Raw genomic sequence first — 16,598 nt, forward strand, 5'->3', positions numbered from 1 at the left:
GGGTTGAGCGGGCTGAAGCCCTATGAGAAACGTCGTTGCAGGCTGACGACGTGCGCCGTGGCTCGCCACGGCTCGAGGCGGACGTAGTTGGCCTGTCCCCAGTCCCACGTCTCGCCGGTGACCTCGTCGTGGGCGATCACCCGCTCGTGCCAGTCGAACCCGAGCTCGGGCAGGTCGAGGTACAGCGTCCCCTCCTGCGCGTTGTTCGGGTCGAGGCTGACGACGACCACCACCGTGTCGCCCGTCTCCGGGTCACGCTTGGAGTAGGCGACCAACGCGTCGTTCTCGATGTGCTGGAACTTCAGCGTGCGCATCTGCTGGAGCGCGGGGTGTGCCCTGCGGATGTGGTTGAGCTTGCGCAGCCACGGTTCGAGGCTCCGCCCGTCCGCCAGTGCACGGGCGTAATCGCGGGGCCGCAGCTGGTACTTCTCGGAGTTGAGGTACTCCTCGCTACCGGGTTTCACGGCCTCGTGCTCGAAGAGCTCGTAGCCGCTGTAGACGCCCCACGTGGGGGAGAGCGTGGCCGCCAGGGCCGCGCGGAGGCCGAACATCGCCGGGCCGCCGTGCTGCAGCGACTCGTGCAGGATGTCCGGGGTGTTCACGAAGAGGTTCGGCCGCGCCTCGTCCCAGTGGTCGCGGATGTCCTCGCCGAACTCGATGAGCTCCTGCTTGCCCGTCCGCCACGTGAAGTACGTGTAGGACTGGGTGAAGCCGAGCTTGGCCAGGCCGTACAGGCGGGCGGGCCGGGTGAAGGCCTCCGCCAGGAACAGCGTGTCCGGGTAGACCTCCTTGACCTTCCAGATGAGCCACATCCAGAAGTCCGGCGGCTTGGTGTGCGGGTTGTCGACCCGGAAGATCCGCACCCCGTGCTCGGCCCAGTAGAGGACCACGCGCAGCACCTCGTGGTAGAGGCCCTGCGGGTCGAGGTCGAAGTTGATCGGGTAGATGTCCTGGTACTTCTTGGGCGGGTTCTCCGCGTACGCGATCGTGCCGTCGGGCAGCTGCGTGAACCACTCCGGGTGCTTGAGCACCCACGGGTGGTCCGGCGCGCACTGCAGCGCGAAGTCGAGCGCGACCTCGAGGCCGAGCTCCTTCGCCCGGTGCACGAGCGCGTCGAAGTCCTCGATCGTGCCGAGCTGCGGGTGGATCGCGTCGTGCCCGCCCTCGTCCGCGCCGATCGCCCACGGTGAGCCCGTGTCGTCGGGGCCCGCGACGAGCGTGTTGTTGGGGCCCTTGCGGTTGACTCGCCCGATCGGGTGGATCGGCGGGAAGTAGACGACGTCGAAGCCCATCGCCGCGACCCGGTCGAGCTCCTTGGTCGCCGTCGCGAACGTGCCGTGCACCGCCTGCCCGGTCTCGTCGATCCCGCCGGTGCTGCGCGGGAAGAACTCGTACCAGGAGCCGTAGGCCGCCTTCTTGCGGTCGCACCAGATCTTGTGCGTCTTGCCCTTGGTGACCAGCTCGCGCACGGGGTGCTCGAACATCACCTGCTGCACGTCGGCGGCCAGCGCCGGCGCGACCCGCTCGCCGAGCGGCCGGTCCTGGTCGCGCAACGCCTCCGCCGCGGACATGAGCAAAGCTCGCTCTTGCCGCCTATCGGGTCGCCTTGCCACCCGATCGAGTAGCTGAGCGCCGATTTCAAGATCGTTTGCGAGTTCGCCGGGCCCCTGCCCGGCCGCGATCTTCACCTCAACGGCGTGGTTCCAGGTGGCCCAGGGGTCACTCCACGCATCGATCCGGAACGTCCAGGCGCCTTCCGCGTCGGGAACGACGGTCGCGGCCCACCTGTCGAGGCCGATCCCGACCTCGTGCATCCGCGTCTGGCGGGCAACCCGGTCGTTCGGTCCTCTCCACGTGACTGTCGCCGCGAGTTTGTCGTGTCCCTCGCGCCACACCGTGGCTGCAACCGGAACGTGTTCTCCCACAACGGCTTTGGCTGGGTAACGTCCAGCCGAGACCACAGGGGATACGTCGTCGATACCGAGTCGTCCGCTCATCCGGCAGCGCCCTTCCGCCGTGTCGCTCCGTGTCGCTGGGTAATCCTGCCTTGCTCCATCAAGCCGCTCACCAGCGGGTTGCCCCAAGTAGATCCGTACCCAGGCGCGGTCGATCGCACACCTGAACGGCTGATCGTGTCCAGGGTCTCCCGTCCACGTCCTGTCCGCTTGCCGTCCCCTCCAGTGGACTCTTCCCGTACAACTCACCGTGTTAAGAGCGCGCTACGGGTACCGTGCGCGCGTGAACAAGCTTGGCGATCGGTACGTCCTGCTGGACCAGCTCGGCGCCGGTGCGATGGGCGTCGTCTGGCGGGCGCGCGACGAGTTCCTGCACCGTGACGTGGCGGTCAAGCAGCTGCTTCTCAACGACGTTGAGTCGAACGAGTTCCACGAGGCGGTCCAGCGCGCGATGCGGGAGGGCCGGATCGCGGCGCGCCTGCAGCACCCGAACGCGATCGCCGTCTACGACGTCGTGGTCGAGGACGGCAAACCCTGCCTGGTCATGGAGTACTTGCCGTCCCGCAACCTGTCGGCGATCCTGTCGGAGCGCGGCACCATGCCGCCGCAGGAGGCCGCGCGCATCGGGTCGCTGGCCGCCTCGGCGCTCGCCGCCGCCCACGGCGCCGGCATCGTGCACCGCGACATCAAGCCCGGCAACGTCCTCATTGGACGCGACGGCACGGTGAAGATCACCGACTTCGGCATCTCGCGCGCCCTGGGCGACGTGGCCGTCACCAAGACCGGCATGCTCGCGGGCACCCCCGCGTACCTGGCGCCGGAGCTCGCGCGCGGTGCCGAGCCCGCGCCCGCCTCGGACGTCTTCTCGCTGGGCGCGACGATCTACGCGATGACCGAGGGCGAGCCGCCGTTCGGCAAGAGCACCAACGACCTCGGCCTGCTCTACAAGGTGGCCCGCGGCGAGACCCGGCCACCGCTGCGCTCGGGACCGCTCACCGGCCTGCTCACCCGCCTGCTCGCGAACGAGCCGTCGCAGCGCCCGACCGCGGCCCAGGCGGCGGAGGAGCTCAAGGCGATCGCGTCCGGCGCCCCCGTCCCGGTGACCCGCGTGATCCCGCCGCGCCCGATGACGCCGCCGTCCGGCACCGCCGTCATGGGGGCCGCGGGCCACGGCACGCAGACCCAGCGGCCGATGCCGCCCCGGCAGCCGCCGCGCACCAGGCCCCCGGCACCGCTCCCGGCGACCTACGACGAGCCGTACGACCGCGAGCCCGAACCGGAGCCGAGGAGGAACAACCGCGGCCTGGCGATCGCCGCCGCCGTCCTCGGCGTGCTCCTGATCGCCGGCGTCACCTACGCGATCATGTCGGGCGACAAGGGCGACAAGACCGCGAGCGACCCCACCACGTCGCAGCAGACCACGTCGCAGACCCCGGAGCCCACCACCGAGAAGCCGGCCGAGCAGAAGCCGACGACGACCCAGAAGCAGACGCCGTCGCAGACCTACCAGAGCCAGACGCCGTCCTCGAAGCCGCCGGCCGGCAAGTTCAGCCCGGCCCAGATCGCCCAGTTCGCGAAGGCGCACTACGCCAAGCTCCCCGGCAACGTGGAGGGCGCGCGGGCCGACTGGGACCCGGACCAGGCGCCGAGCGCGTCCTCCGAGAAGGACTTCTGGGGCAGGTACTCGAAGGTCGTGGTCAAGGCCGGTCCGGTCGCCTCGCCGCCGGACGAGGACGGCCTGTTCCAGGTGACGACGGCGCTGGAGCTGACCGAGGCGGAGACGGACAAGGCCAAGGTCGTGGAGCACGTGCTGGAGATCTCGGGCAAGGGCGAGAAGCCGCGGATCGTCGGCGAGCAGAAGGGCTGACGGCCGCGAGCGCCGGGAGGGGGAACGGACGTTCCCGGCCCGGCGGGACCGGCCGGAGAACGGGCGATCAGTGCGAAATGGACACCGCCCGCCCGTCGGCCGAACGGGGGAACGCGCTCCGCGTCCGACCTGCTCAGGGCCGGTCCGCGTCTTGACCGGTTCTGCAAGTCGTTGCAGGTCTGATCGGGAACGTTGTCAGCCCCCGGAGGGTGGCAGGTAAGTTGCCTCGTCATGCGAGCACTTCGCCGGTTCACCGTCCGAGCCAGCCTGCCGGAGCCCCTGTCTGCTTTGAGCACGCTCGCCACCAACCTGCGCTGGACGTGGCACCCGGCCACGCAGGACCTCTTCTCCTCGATCGACCCCCGCGTCTGGTCCGAGGTCGGTGGCGACCCGTTGCGCCTGCTCTCCGTCGTCGACGCCGGGCGTCTGGAGTCACTTGCGAGAGACGAGCAGTTCCTGCTCAAGCTGCGCGCGCTCGCGAGTGACCTGGAGCGCTACGTCGACGGTCCGCGCTGGTACCAGCGGCGCCAGGACGAGATCGCCCAGCGCCGCGAGCACGGGGCCCCCGACACGCCGTTGCCCACGAGCGTCGCCTACTTCTCGATGGAGTTCGGCGTGCACGAGGCGCTCCCGAACTACTCGGGCGGCCTCGGCATCCTCGCCGGCGACCACCTCAAGGCAGCCTCCGACCTCGGCGTTCCGCTGATCGCGGTCGGCCTCCTCTACCGCTCCGGGTACTTCCGCCAGTCGCTGTCGCTCGACGGGTGGCAGATCGAGCACTACCCGGTGCTCGACCCGCGCGGGCTGCCGCTCGAGCTGCTGACCGAGCCGTCCGGGCTGCCGCTGCTGGTGCACGTGGCCATGCCGGGCGACCGGATGCTGCGCGCGAAGATCTGGAAGGCCCAGGTCGGGCGCATCCCGCTGCTGCTGCTCGACTCGGACGTGGAGCAGAACGACGAGGACCTGCGCGGCGTCACGGACAGGCTCTACGGCGGCGACCAGAACCACCGGATCCGCCAGGAGATCCTCGCGGGCATCGGCGGCGTGCGGGCGGTCCGCACGTTCTGCGAGCTCACCGGCCACCCGCAGCCTGAGGTGTTCCACACCAACGAGGGCCACGCGGGCTTCCTCGGCCTGGAGCGGATCCGCGAGTGCATCACCAACGACGGCCTCGACTTCGACCAGGCGCTCACGGCCTCGCGCGCCGGCGCGGTCTTCACGACGCACACGCCGGTGCCCGCCGGCATCGACCGCTTCCCGGTCGACCTGGTCCAGCACTACTTCGGCGCGGAGACCCTGGTCCCCGGCGTGAACACGCAGCGGATCCTCGCACTCGGCGCCGAGGACAACCCCGGCATGTTCAACATGGCCCACATGGGCCTGCGGCTCGCCCAGCGCGCCAACGGTGTCTCCAAGCTGCACGGCGAGGTCAGCCGGGACATGTTCCGCGGTCTCTGGCCGGGCTTCGACGCCACCGAGGTGCCGATCGGCTCGGTCACCAACGGCGTGCACGGGCCGACCTGGGCCGCGACCGAGATGAGCAAGCTGCTCGGAGCGTCCGAGGCCGACAGCCACACGGGCAACGGCCTCGGCATCGGCGCGTTCGAGCCGGTCACCGACGCCGGGTTGTGGGAGCTGCGGTCGACGCTGCGCGGCCGCCTGGTCGACGAGGTGCGCCGCCGGGTGCGCGAGTCGTGGCTGCAGCGCGGCGCGTCGGCGCTCGAGCTGGGCTGGACCGACTCGGTCTTCGACCCGGACGTGCTGACCGTGGGCTTCGCACGGCGCGTGCCGACGTACAAGCGCCTCACGCTGATGCTGCGCGATCCGGAGCGTCTGCGCTCGTTGCTGCTGCACCCCGAACGGCCGGTGCAGCTCGTGGTCGCGGGCAAGTCGCACCCGGCCGACGACGGCGGCAAGGCGCTGATCCAGCAGATCGTGCGCTACGCCGACGACGCGGGCGTGCGGCACCGGATCGTGTTCCTGCCCGACTACGACATGTCCATGGCCCGGTACCTGTACTGGGGCTGCGACGTGTGGCTGAACAACCCGATGCGCCCCCTCGAAGCGTGCGGCACGTCCGGCATGAAGGCGGCCCTCAACGGCGGTCTCAACCTGTCCATCCGCGACGGCTGGTGGGACGAGCTGTACGACGGCTCGAACGGCTGGGCCATCCCGACCGCGGACGGCGTGAACGACCCGGTCCGCCGGGACGACCTGGAGGCCAACGCGCTGTACGACCTGCTCGGCTCGCAGGTCGCGCCGCTGTTCTACGACCGCGGCGAGGACGGCGTGCCCACGCGCTGGATGTCGATGGTCCGGCACACGCTGGCCTCGCTCGGCCCGGTCGTGCAGGCCTCCCGCATGGTCCGCGAGTACGTCGAGACGTACTACGCGCCGGCCGCGGCGTCCGCGCAGGCCGTCGTCGGCGAGGGCTACCGCGGTGCCAAGGAGCTGTCGTCGTACCGGCATCGGCTGCGCGCGTCGTGGACGCGGGTCCGGGTGCTCGACAGCGACCTCGTGCTCGGCGGGTCGTCGGTGCCGGTGCTCGGGTCGCCGGTCATCGTGCGGGCGCGGGTCGAGCTGGCGGGGCTGGAACCGTCCGAAGTGGACGTCCAGGTCGTGCTCGGCAAGGTGTCGCACGACTCCGACGAGCTCAAGGACATCGTGTCCTCGCCGATGAACTACGCGGGCAACGGCAACTACGAGGCCGAGGTGCCGCTCCCGCACGCGGGCGCACTCGGCTACACCGTGCGCGTGCTGCCGAGGCACGACCTGCTGGCGACTCCCGCCGAGCTCGGCAGGGTCGTGCTGGCCGGCTGACCCTCCGCCGCGCGAAGTACCAGCGACCCAGGGCATCCAGTTCGCCTCCACACGGCGGGCTGGATGCCCTGATACGTTCTCTTCCTCGTTTTCCGTTCACCGCTGGTGACAATGGCGAGATGTGTACCCCGCTCCGCCCTTCGCTCAAACGAATGAGCGCCTTTCGGGCGGGTGAACCCGCGATCTCCGCTGGTAGAGGCCCGAATCCCGGCTTACGCTCTGATGCATGGAATGAACCGCGCCAGAATTCGGCAAAGCATTGTCGGTGCGGCTCCGCTGAATTGCGCATCGAGGAAGAAGGTAGCCGTGAGGAAGACGATTACCGCGCTCTCGCTCGTCGCAGCCCTGGTCACCGCTTCGGCTGTCCCGGCTGCCAGCTCGTCGCCTGCCGCGCCGGAGGTCCCCGCCGCCTGCGCCGCTCTCGTCCACGACTTCGCCGACAAGCTCAAGAAGGCCGTCAGCAGTCTGGCGCCCACGCCCGACGTGGCCGCGGTGACACCGTTGATCGGCGACCTGCTCGGCCTCGTCACGGCGATGCAGAACGCCGGATGTCTGCCGACACCGCCGGTGAGCGCTCCGGGTGCACCGGCGCCCGCCAGGACGGCCGAGCAGACCGCCCCCGCCGACCAGTGCCTGCCGGCCGTGCTCGACCTGATCGCGGCGGTCGCGGCGCTCGGCGGCACGATCCTCGGCGCGGGAGCGACGCCGCCGGACGCCGCCAAGGTCACCGAGCTGATGAACGCGGTGCTCAAGGCCGCCAAGGAACTGCTGGGCAAGTGCGGCCTGCCGGTGCCTCCCGGTGGCCTGCCCGCGTCGCCCGGCGCGCCGGTGCCGGCGGAGAAGGGCTGACCTGTTCTCGGGGTGGAGAAGGGCCCGTCACGGTCTCGGTGACGGGCCCTTCTCCGCGTGCGCCGCGGTCGCGGGTCCCCGTGGCGCGTCGCAGAACGTCGGCGGTCTGATCCACGCTCGGCGATGCACCCGTCCGACCGCGGATTCCACCGGCAACGTTCTGCGCCACACCACTAGCTGATCTGCAGCCGGGCGCGGGTCGCCGCCACCCGCGGACTCCAGGCCGCGAGCTCGTGGGCCTCGGCCACGAGCTCACGAGCTCTCGCGTTGTCGCCGTCCGCCATCCACGCCCGCGCGATCGTGACCAGGTCGTCGGCGCGGTCCGTTCCGCTCTCGCTCGCCTCGGCGGCGTACCCCGCGAGCTGCCTCGCCGTCGCGGTGTCGCCCTCCAGCAACGCCATGATCGCCAGCGTGCCGTTCGAGCGGGACTTCGGGTACCCGGCCCGGTAGGCGTTGCCGAGCATGCTGCGGGCGGTCTCCAGGCCCACCTCGGCGGGGAACTGGCCTGCCTCGACCGCGTAGACCGCGACCCCGGCCGTGGTGGCGAGGACGAACGCCAGTTCGCGCTCGCCGAGGTCCTCCCGCCCGTTCAGCGCGATCACGGTCTGCAGCGCTTCGAGGTACTTCTCCCGCGCGCACCTGGTCGCGACCTCCAAGCCGACCACGGTCAGCAGGTCGGGGTGCTCGCGCGCCAGGTCCTCGTAGATCCGCTCGGCCTCGTCGAGGTCGCCGCGGTGGTAGGCGTCCATGCCGGCCATGACCCGCGGCCGCGCCTCCAGCTCGGCCACGCGCCTGCCGGTGAGCCTCGGCAGCGAGAACGCGAACCAGCCGATGCTCACGTACGCGGGCTTCTCGACCGGGACGAGCTGCACGAGGAAGCACGCCGTCGTGGCGAGCGCCAGGCCCTTGCCGAACGCGGTGCCGACGGTGAGCCAGGTGGCCGCCGCGACCGCTGCGCAGAGCACGGCGGCGAAGACCCCGGTCAGGACGGTCCGCCTGCGCACGCCCGGTTTCCGCCCGGAGAGCCCGATCGTGGCGAGCACCGGGATGCCGCGCAGCACCACCCGCCGGTTCGGGCTGGTCCACGCCTTGACCTCGGAGCCGACGCCGATGATCACGTTCGTGATGCGGAGCCCGAAGAGGACGGCGCCGAGCGCCAGGCCTCCCTGCGCCGCCGCGAGCCCCAGCAGCAGGCCGGCGAGAGCACCGGTCAGCCCGAGGAGGAAGTCGGAGAGGGTCCAGGCGATCGTCCCGGCCACCACCAGGGCCGTCGCGGCCCAGCGCACCACTGTCACGATCTCCAGACGCTACCGGCGCGACGGCGGTTCCCCGCTCAGACCACCGGCTGCGAGCCGCCCTCGCGGATCGGGAGACCGGCCGCGCGCCAGCCGCGGAACCCGCCGACGAGGTCCGTGGCGTTCGGGAGGCCGACCCGTTGCAGGTCCCGTGCCGCGAGCGACGAGGCCCAGCCCTCGTTGCACACCACCACGACGGTCGTGTCCGCGGTGAAGCCGCGCAGCCGCCAGTCGCCGGCGGGGTCGAGCCGCCACTCCAGCACGATCCGCTCGACCACGACGGAGTTCTCGATCTCGCCCTCGGCGAGCCTGTTGTGGTGCGGCCGGATGTCGACGACCAGGGCGTCCTCGAGGGCGAGCAGCTCGTGCGGTTCGAGGCGCCTCAGGTGCGACCGCGCTTCGTCGAGGATGGTGTCCAGGGTGCTCACGGGCCCTCCAGGTCGGCCAGCCGGCGCAGCTCGGCCAGCGGGAGGCGCCGCGCGGGCAGCGGCGGGATCGAGTCGGGGATGTCGAGCAGCGACGGGTACTCGCGGGTCGGCACCAGCGGCGGCGAGTAGGCGTGCACGGTGGCGGCCGGCGCGTCGAACGGGTTCAGCACCTGGTGCGCCCGCCCGGAGCCGAAGCCCAGTGCGTCACCGGTCTCGCGCACCGCGGACCGGATCGGCCCGGCGGGGTAGCGGTAGTCCTCCCGGAGCCTGCCCTCGAGCACGGTGAAGGAACCGGCCGAGCCGCCGTGGTCGTGCGGCTCGGTGCCCTGCCCCGGCAGCCACGACAGCAGCCACAGCTCGACCCCCTCGGTCAGCCCGAGGCGCGCCCACCAGCGGCGTTCGGCCGAGTACTCGAGGATCCCCAGCAGGCCGGTGGTCAGCTCGCTCGCCACGAACGACGTCAGGTCGCGCAGCTCGCGCGGCGTCCAGAGGTCCCGGGACGGGTGGACGACGTCCCGCAGCAGCCGGCTGTCCAGCGCCGGGTGCACGTCGAATCGATCTTGATCGGTGGTGGGTCCGGCGAACGTCGAAGTCACGCACTCGCTCCTGGAGGTCGCGTCGGTACGGGGGTAGCGATCAAGACGCGACGCGGGGCGCTGGTTTTCAGCGCGTGCGCCGCGTCGAGCTACACCCGCACGAGGCCACGAGGACGAGGTCGATCGTGCGGTCCGTCCAGCAGTAGACGACCACGACCGCGATCGTGCCAGACCGTTTCGGAGCGTGGCCAGAGCGTCCACCTGCCGGAAGAACCTCGGACCCAGAGCCAAGTGGCCTCAGGGCTTCAGCGCGGTATGCGCAGCAGCAACAGCGACCGCGCCGCCACCGTGACCTTCTCACGGGGTGCGAACGAACCGGGCGTGGCGGGCGAGCCGTCGGCCGTCGTCGTGTCGAGGTACGGCTCGTACGACGGCCCGTACCGCTCGTGCGGCAGGGTGACCGTGATGGCCTCCGCGCCGGCGTGCATCAGCATCAGCCACGAGTCGTCCGACACGAGCTCACCGTCACGCGTGCGCGAGAGGCAGTTCGACCCGTCGATGAACATGCCGAGCGTGCGGCGGCCCTCGTCGAACCAGTCCGTCTCGGCCATCTCCTGGCCGTCCGGCCGGAACCACACCAGGTCGGGGTTGCCGCTCGGCGTCGTGCGGCCCTCGAAGAACTCCGGCTGCCGCAGCGCGGGGGAGGACGCGCGCAGGTCGATCAGGCGCTGGGTGAAGCCCAGCATCGCCTCGCTCGCGTCCGTGGCCGTCCAGTCGACCCACGAGACGTCGTTGTCCAGGCAGTACGCGTTGTTGTTGCCGCCCTGGGTGCGCCACATCTCGTCGCCCGCCGTCATCATCGGCGTGCCGGTCGACAGCAGCAGCGTCGCCAGGAGGTTGCGCGCCTGCTTGGCCCGCAGCGCGAGGACCCCGGCGTCGGTCGTCTCCCCCTCGGCGCCGCAGTTCCACGAGCGGTTGTCGTTCGTGCCGTCGCGGTTCTGCTCGCCGTTCTCCTCGTTGTGCTTGTCGTTGTACGACACCAGGTCGCGCAAGGTGAAACCGTCGTGCGCGGTGATGAAGTTGATCGACTGCCACGGCCGGCGCAGGTCGTCCGCGTACAGGTCGCTCGACCCGGAGAGCCGGTACGCGAGGTCGCGCACGGACGTGTGGCCGCGCCAGAAGTCCCTCACCGTGTCGCGGTAGCGGCCGTTCCACTCCGCCCACTGCACGCCGAAGTCGCCGACCCGGTAGCCGTCGCCCGTCGCGTCCCACGGTTCGGCGATCAGCTTGGACCGGCACAGCACCGGGTCCGTCGTGATGGCCGTCAGCAGGGCGCTGTCGCGGTCGAAGAACCCGCCGCCGGGACGGCCCATCGTGGAGGCGAGGTCGAAGCGGAACCCGTCGACGCCCATCTCCTGCGACCAGTACCGCAGCGAGTCCGTCACCAGGCGCACGACCTGCGGCGACCCGGCGTCGAGCGTGTTGCCGCAGCCGGTGATGTCGACCGTGCTGCCGCCGCCCGCGTGCAGGTAGTAGCCCGGCGCGTCGTAGCCGCGGAAGCAGATCGTCGGCCCGTCCGGCCCGCCCTCGCAGGTGTGGTTGTAGACGACGTCGATCAGCACCTCGATGTTCGCCGCGTGCAGCGCCGCGACCATCGTGCGGAACTCCTGGATCTCGTTGCCGGGCTCGCTCGCGTACGCCGCGTGCGGCGCGCAGTAGCCCAGCGGCGAGTAGCCCCAGTAGTTGCGCGCACCCCTGCTGATCAGCGACGGCTCGTCCTGGAACGCCTGCACCGGCAGCAGTTCGACCGTCGTCACGCCGAGCCGGGCGAGGTGCTCGATCGCGGCGGGGTGCGCGAGGCCGAGGTAGGTGCCGCGCAGCTTCTCCGGGATCTCGGGGTGGTTCTTCGTGAAACCCCTGACGTGCATCTCGTAGATCACGGCCTCTTCGAACGGCACCTCGGGCTTCACGCCCGTGTCCGCGCCGCCCGGTGAGCTCACGACCGAGAGCGGCACGGAGCCGAGCGAGTCGACGGAGGACGGCGGCCCGTGCATCGGGTCGCCCACGTAGCCGAGCGCGGCCTCCAGGTTCGTGATCCCGCCCACGATCTGCCGGGCGTAGGGGTCGACGAGCAGCTTGGCCGGGTTGCAGCGCAGGCCGCGGCCCGCGTCGTACGGCCCGTGGACCCGGAACCCGTACCGCTGGCCCGGTGTGACGCCCGGCACGAGGCCGTGCCAGACGCCGAACGTCCGTTCGGTCAGCTCGACGCGCTTCTCGGTGCCGTCGTCGTCGACGAGGCAGACCTCGACCGCGTCGGCGACGTGCGACGTCACCGCGAACCGGACACCGCCGGCCTCGGCGTGCGCTCCCAGCGGGAACGGACGCCCTGCCAGCACCTCGGACTCGGGTCGAGTAGCCATGCCCCCGATCTTGGCATCCGGCACCGACAACCAACTCAAGAGTTCACACAGGCGGCGCAGCGCCCTCACCCGGCGTGAGGTGCACCCCGCCGAGTGGGCGGTCGGGTGCCGTTCGGAACAATGGGGGCGTGGCGGACGTCGACGTGACAGATCTGGTCGTGCACATGGCGGGCGTATCGGTCCGCCGCGGGAAGAACACGCTGGTCGGCAACATCGACTGGAGCGTGGAGCTGGACGAGCGCTGGGTGGTGCTGGGCCCGAACGGAGCCGGCAAGACGACCCTGCTACGGCTCGCCAGCGCCGACCTGCACCCGACCAAGGGCAAGGTCCACCTCCTGGGTGAACGCCTGGGCAAGACCGACGTCCAGGAGCTCAAGCCCCGGATCGGCCTGTGCTCCGCGGCGCTCGGTGGCCGCATCCCGCCCGACGAGGCGGTCGTCGACCTGGTCGTCTCCGCGGGCTACGCGGTGCTCGGCCGGTGGCGCGAGGAGTACGGCGAGCAGGACACCGGCCGCGCCCGCGAGCTGCTCGGCACCCTCGGCATGGGCCACCTGGCCGACCGCCTCTACGGCACCCTGAGCGAGGGCGAGCGCAAGCGCACGCTGATCGCCCGCGCGCTGATGACCGACCCCGAGATGCTGCTGCTCGACGAGCCGGCGGCGGGCCTCGACCTGGGCGGCCGCGAGGACCTGGTCGCGAAGCTGTCCGAGCTCGCGCTGGACCCGGACGCGCCGGCGATGGTGCTGGTCACCCACCACGTCGAGGAGATCCCGCCGGGCTTCACGCACGCCCTGCTGCTGCGCGAGGGCTCGATCGTGGCGCAGGGCCTGCTGGAGGACACCCTCACCGAGGAGAACCTCTCGAAGACCTTCGGCCAGGACCTGGAGCTGCAGAAGTCGGGAGACCGCTTCTTCGCCCGCAGGAAGATCTGAGAAGCTACCGCCGGGTAACGTGACACCGCTGTCACGACGAAACTGTGGAGGGCCGCGTGGCTGAGTTCGTTAGGCTCGAGGTCGAGGACGGGATCGGCACGATCCGCCTGGAACGGCCGCCGATGAACGCCCTGAACCGGCAGGTGCAGACCGAGCTCCAGGCCGCCGCGAAGGAGGCCTCCGAGCGTTCGGACGTCTACGCGGTCATCGTCTACGGCGGCGAGAAGGTCTTCGCGGCCGGCGCCGACGTCAAGGAGTTCGCGCAGATCTCCCACGCCGAGATGACGCTGCGCGCCAAGGGCCTGTCGGACGCGCTCGGCGCCCTGGCCTCGGTGCCCAAGCCGACGGTCGCCGCGATCACCGGCTACGCGCTCGGCGGCGGCTTCGAGGTGGCGCTCGGCTGCGACCGCCGCATCGCGGGCGACAACGCGAAGGTCGGCCAGCCCGAGATCCTGCTCGGCCTGATCCCCGGCGGTGGCGGCACGCAGCGCCTCGCCCGGCTGATCGGTCCGTCGAAGACCAAGGACCTGCTCTACACCGGCCGGTTCGTCGGCGCCCAGGAGGCGCTCGAGATCGGCATGGTCGACGAGGTCGTGGCCCCGGACGACGTGTACGCCGCGGCCGTGCGGTGGGCCAAGCAGTTCGTCGGCGGGCCGGTGCTCGCCCTGGCGGCCACCAAGGCGGCCGTCGACGGCGGCCTCGACACCGACCTCGAGTCGGGTCTCAAGCTCGAAAGCCACCTCTTCGCGGCCTTGTTCGCGACGGAGGACAAGAAGGCGGGCGTCGAGTCGTTCATCGAGAACGGTCCCGGAAAGGCGAAGTTCAGTGGCAACTGACCCGGCACCCAACCCCCACGCGACCGCGGAAGAGGTCGAGGCGGCCTACTCCGACACCAAGCTCGCGCAGGTGCTCTACCACGACTGGGAAGCGGGCACGTACGACGAGAAGTGGTCGATCTCGTACGACGAACGCTGCATCACCTACGCGACGGACCGCTTCCGCGCCGCCGCGGGCGACGTCGGCCCGTACGGGCACGCGCTGGAACTGGGCTGCGGCACCGGCTTCTTCCTGCTGAACCTCATGCAGGGCGGGGTGATCGAGAAGGGATCGGTCACCGACCTGTCGCCCGGCATGGTCGAGGTCGCGCTGCGCAACGCCGAGCACCTCGGTCTCGACGTGGACGGCCGGGTCGCCGACGCCGAGCGGATCCCGTACGACGACAACACGTTCGACCTCGTCGTCGGCCACGCGGTGCTGCACCACATCCCGGACGTCGAGGCGGCGATGCGCGAGGTGCTGCGCGTCCTCAAGCCCGGCGGGAAGTTCGTGTTCGCGGGCGACCCGACGAACATCGGCAACTTCTACGCCCGCAAGCTCGGCCAGGCGACGTGGTGGCTGACCACCAACATCACCAAGGCCCTGCCGGTGCTGAACGACTGGCGCCGGCCGCAGGAGGAGCTCGACGAGTCCTCCCGCGCCGCCGCGCTGGAGGCCGTGGTCGACCTGCACACGTTCGACCCGGACCAGCTGGAGGCGACGGCTCGCCGCGCCGGTGCCGTGGGTGTGCGCGCGGTGACCGACGAGCTGTCCGCGGCCCTGTTCGGCTGGCCGGTGCGGACGTTCGAGGCCGCCGTGCCGCGCGGGAAGCTGGGCTTCGGGTGGGCGATGTTCGCCTACCGCACCTGGCAGAACCTCTCGTGGGTCGACCAGAACGTGCTCTCGAAGGTGCTGCCGCGCGAGGTGTTCTACAACGTGTCGATCACCGGCGAGAAGTCTTCCTGAGTTGGGCTACGCGTTCACCACCGCCGACGTGGCGTTCCTGCGCTCCGCCGCCGGAACCGCCGCGGTGGCGGAGGTGGACGCGTTGCCGTTCTCCGACGCCTCCCGCCTGAGGGACGTCGAGACGGCCCGCAGGCGCCTCGGCCCGTCGTTCGCCCCGGTCGTGGAAACCGTGCTGCTGCGCCGTCGTGCGCTGTCCAAATTGGACTCCGCGGCGTCGTGGCTCTTCACCGACGACGCGTTGCAGCAGGCCACGGCGTCCGCTGTCGCCCGGCACCGCGCCACGCGGTTCGCCGGTCGCACGGTGCACGACGTCACGTGCTCGGTCGGGGCGGACCTCTTCGCGCTGAGCTCGGTCGCTTCCACGTGCGTCGGCTCGGACCTCGACCCGGTGCGGCTCGCCATGGCCCGCAACAACGTCCCGGGTTCGCTGGTCGTCCTGGCCGACGCCCTGCGCCCGGTGTCGCGGGCGTCCGCCGTGACCGCCGACCCGGCCCGTCGTGACTCCTCCGGCCGCCGCAAGTGGAACCCGTCGGACTTCGTGCCGCCGCTCGACGAGCTGTCCGAGGTGTACGCGGGCGTCGACCTCGCCGTGAAGTGCGCGCCCGGCATCGACTTCGCCGTCGCGCCCTGGGCGGACGAGATCGAGGTCGTGTCGCTGGACGGCGCCGTCCGCGAGGCCTGCCTGTGGACGCGGGGCCTCGCCACCCCCGGGGTTTCGCGCCGCGCCACGGTTCTGCGCGGGTCGTCGTCGTGGACCCTGACGGACGCCGAACCCGACGACTGCCCGGTCGCGCCGCCCGGTGCGTGGCTCGTCGACCCGGACGGCGCGGTGGTGCGCGCCGGTCTGGTGCGGCACTACGCGGCGCGGCACGGGTTGTGGCAGCTCGACGAGCGCATCGCGTACCTGAGCGGTGACGAGCCCCCGCCCGGCATCCGGGCGTTCCGCGTGCTCGAACACGGGCACTACGCGGAGAAGTCGCTCAAGTCGTTGCTGAAGACGCGGGGGATCGGCTCGCTGGAGATCCTGGTGCGCGGCCTCGACGTCGACCCGAACACGATGCGCAAGCGCCTCAAGCTCTCCGGTCCGGGGTCGGCCACGGTCGTGCTGACCAGGATCGGCTCAAAGCCCGTCTTCGTCCTGTGCGAGGCTCAGCGCACCTAGCAGCAGGTCGAGTCGGGTGTCGTCGTGCACCGGTCGCAACCTCCCGCCCCGCATGAGCGTCGCGATGCCGTGCAGCGAGCTCCAGAAGACCTCCGTCAACGCCTCCAGGTCGCGGTCACGCCGGACGGGCTCGACCGCGGCGACGAGCTCGCCGAACGCGTCGAGCAGCTCCTGCGGCACCTCGTCCGTGCCCCACGGGATGTCGGACTGCTGCACGAACATCGCGTCGTAGAGCGCGGGCCTCTCCTTCGCGAACCGCAGGTAGGCCTCCGCCGCGGCCCGCAGCCGTGACCCCCCTCGCGAGGGACGGGCTTCCCGCAGCACGCGCGCCAGATCGCCGCACCCCTGGATCGCGACCGCGCGCACGATCGCGTCCTTGCCCTTGAAGTGGCTGTAGAGCACCGGCTGGCTGTACTCGACCTTCTCGGCCAGCCGGCGCGTGGTGACCGCGTCCCAGCCCTCCTGCTCGGCCAGGTCCCGGGCGGCGTCGATGATCAGCTGGTGGCGTTCGGCCCGCTCGCGCTCACGCCGGTTCTGGATGGTCACGCCGAG

Annotated in this window: 13 protein-coding genes; 7 read left to right on the top strand and 6 right to left on the bottom strand. The window is 71.1% G+C overall.

The window, feature by feature from the left end:
• Positions 1 to 20: 20 nt before the first annotated feature.
• A complete protein-coding gene (locus V1227_RS34510; protein ID WP_329789400.1) occupies positions 21 to 1,997 on the bottom strand; it encodes an alpha-1,4-glucan--maltose-1-phosphate maltosyltransferase in 1,977 nt (658 codons plus the stop codon).
• Positions 1,998 to 2,238: 241 nt separating this feature from the next.
• Here V1227_RS34510 and V1227_RS34515 point away from each other — a divergent pair, with 241 nt between their 5' ends.
• From V1227_RS34515 to V1227_RS34525, 3 genes are all read left to right on the top strand, one after another.
• Complete coding sequence (locus V1227_RS34515) at positions 2,239 to 3,822, top strand: serine/threonine-protein kinase (RefSeq protein ID WP_329789401.1); 1,584 nt, start codon at positions 2,239 to 2,241, stop codon at positions 3,820 to 3,822.
• A 231-nt stretch (positions 3,823 to 4,053) separates the two neighbouring features.
• Positions 4,054 to 6,642, top strand: coding sequence for an alpha-glucan family phosphorylase (gene glgP, locus V1227_RS34520; protein ID WP_329789402.1), 2,589 nt, complete (start codon positions 4,054 to 4,056; stop codon positions 6,640 to 6,642).
• Positions 6,643 to 6,948: 306 nt separating this feature from the next.
• Positions 6,949 to 7,491: a hypothetical protein gene (locus V1227_RS34525; RefSeq protein ID WP_329789403.1), complete on the top strand. Its 543-nt coding sequence runs from the start codon at positions 6,949 to 6,951 to the stop codon at positions 7,489 to 7,491.
• Positions 7,492 to 7,664: 173 nt separating this feature from the next.
• Here the strand turns inward: V1227_RS34525 and V1227_RS34530 are convergent, their stop codons facing one another.
• The 4 genes from V1227_RS34530 to glgX all read right to left on the bottom strand — a co-directional run bounded on the left by V1227_RS34530 (position 7,665) and on the right by glgX (position 12,170).
• The gene (locus tag V1227_RS34530) at positions 7,665 to 8,786 is read right to left on the bottom strand and encodes a hypothetical protein (RefSeq protein WP_329789404.1); all 1,122 of its coding nucleotides are present in this window, start codon (positions 8,784 to 8,786) and stop codon (positions 7,665 to 7,667) included.
• A 38-nt stretch (positions 8,787 to 8,824) separates the two neighbouring features.
• The gene (locus V1227_RS34535; RefSeq protein WP_329789405.1) at positions 8,825 to 9,214 is read right to left on the bottom strand and encodes a rhodanese-like domain-containing protein; all 390 of its coding nucleotides are present in this window, start codon (positions 9,212 to 9,214) and stop codon (positions 8,825 to 8,827) included.
• On the bottom strand, positions 9,211 to 9,810 hold the full coding sequence (locus V1227_RS34540) for a cysteine dioxygenase (protein ID WP_329789406.1): 600 nt from the start codon (positions 9,808 to 9,810) through the stop codon (positions 9,211 to 9,213). Before V1227_RS34540 ends, V1227_RS34535 begins: the two co-directional genes overlap by 4 nt.
• Positions 9,811 to 10,055: 245 nt before the next feature.
• Positions 10,056 to 12,170 carry a glycogen debranching protein GlgX gene (glgX, locus tag V1227_RS34545; protein WP_329789407.1) on the bottom strand — a complete coding sequence of 705 codons (2,115 nt, stop codon included), beginning with the start codon at positions 12,168 to 12,170 and terminating at the stop codon, positions 10,056 to 10,058.
• A 164-nt stretch (positions 12,171 to 12,334) separates the two neighbouring features.
• Here glgX and V1227_RS34550 point away from each other — a divergent pair, with 164 nt between their 5' ends.
• The 4 genes from V1227_RS34550 to V1227_RS34565 are packed head-to-tail and all read left to right on the top strand — an operon-like array spanning position 12,335 to position 16,046.
• Positions 12,335 to 13,102, top strand: a complete 768-nt coding sequence (locus tag V1227_RS34550; protein ID WP_329794179.1) for an ABC transporter ATP-binding protein — start codon at positions 12,335 to 12,337, stop codon at positions 13,100 to 13,102.
• Between the two features lie 56 nt (positions 13,103 to 13,158).
• Positions 13,159 to 13,938: an enoyl-CoA hydratase/isomerase family protein gene (locus tag V1227_RS34555; RefSeq protein WP_329789408.1), complete on the top strand. Its 780-nt coding sequence runs from the start codon at positions 13,159 to 13,161 to the stop codon at positions 13,936 to 13,938.
• Positions 13,928 to 14,884 (top strand): class I SAM-dependent methyltransferase, encoded by a 957-nt coding sequence (locus V1227_RS34560; RefSeq protein WP_329789409.1) that lies wholly within the window; start codon positions 13,928 to 13,930, stop codon positions 14,882 to 14,884. Before V1227_RS34555 ends, V1227_RS34560 begins: the two co-directional genes overlap by 11 nt.
• Before the next feature lies 1 nt (position 14,885).
• The gene (locus V1227_RS34565; RefSeq protein WP_329789410.1) at positions 14,886 to 16,046 is read left to right on the top strand and encodes a THUMP-like domain-containing protein; all 1,161 of its coding nucleotides are present in this window, start codon (positions 14,886 to 14,888) and stop codon (positions 16,044 to 16,046) included.
• Here V1227_RS34565 and V1227_RS34570 read toward each other — a convergent pair.
• Complete coding sequence (locus V1227_RS34570; RefSeq protein ID WP_329789411.1) at positions 16,005 to 16,592, bottom strand: TetR/AcrR family transcriptional regulator; 588 nt, start codon at positions 16,590 to 16,592, stop codon at positions 16,005 to 16,007. The two genes, V1227_RS34565 and V1227_RS34570, sit on opposite strands and share 42 nt — an antisense overlap.
• Positions 16,593 to 16,598 lie beyond the last annotated feature (6 nt).

The sequence above is a fragment of the Lentzea sp. DG1S-22 genome (assembly GCF_036321065.1).
GTDB classification, from domain to species: Bacteria; Actinomycetota; Actinomycetes; order Mycobacteriales; family Pseudonocardiaceae; genus Lentzea; species Lentzea jiangxiensis.

What these genes read in the sequence shown, in the direction of transcription:
- glgP (WP_329789402.1), top strand. Translation starts at nt 4,054, where the DNA reads ATGCGAGCACTTCGCCGGTTCACCGTCCGAGCCAGCCTGCCGGAGCCC.
- V1227_RS34550 (WP_329794179.1), top strand. Translation starts at nt 12,335, where the DNA reads ATGGCGGGCGTATCGGTCCGCCGCGGGAAGAACACGCTGGTCGGCAAC.
- V1227_RS34510 (WP_329789400.1), bottom strand. Translation starts at nt 1,997, where the DNA reads ATGAGCGGACGACTCGGTATCGACGACGTATCCCCTGTGGTCTCGGCT.
- glgX (WP_329789407.1), bottom strand. Translation starts at nt 12,170, where the DNA reads ATGGCTACTCGACCCGAGTCCGAGGTGCTGGCAGGGCGTCCGTTCCCG.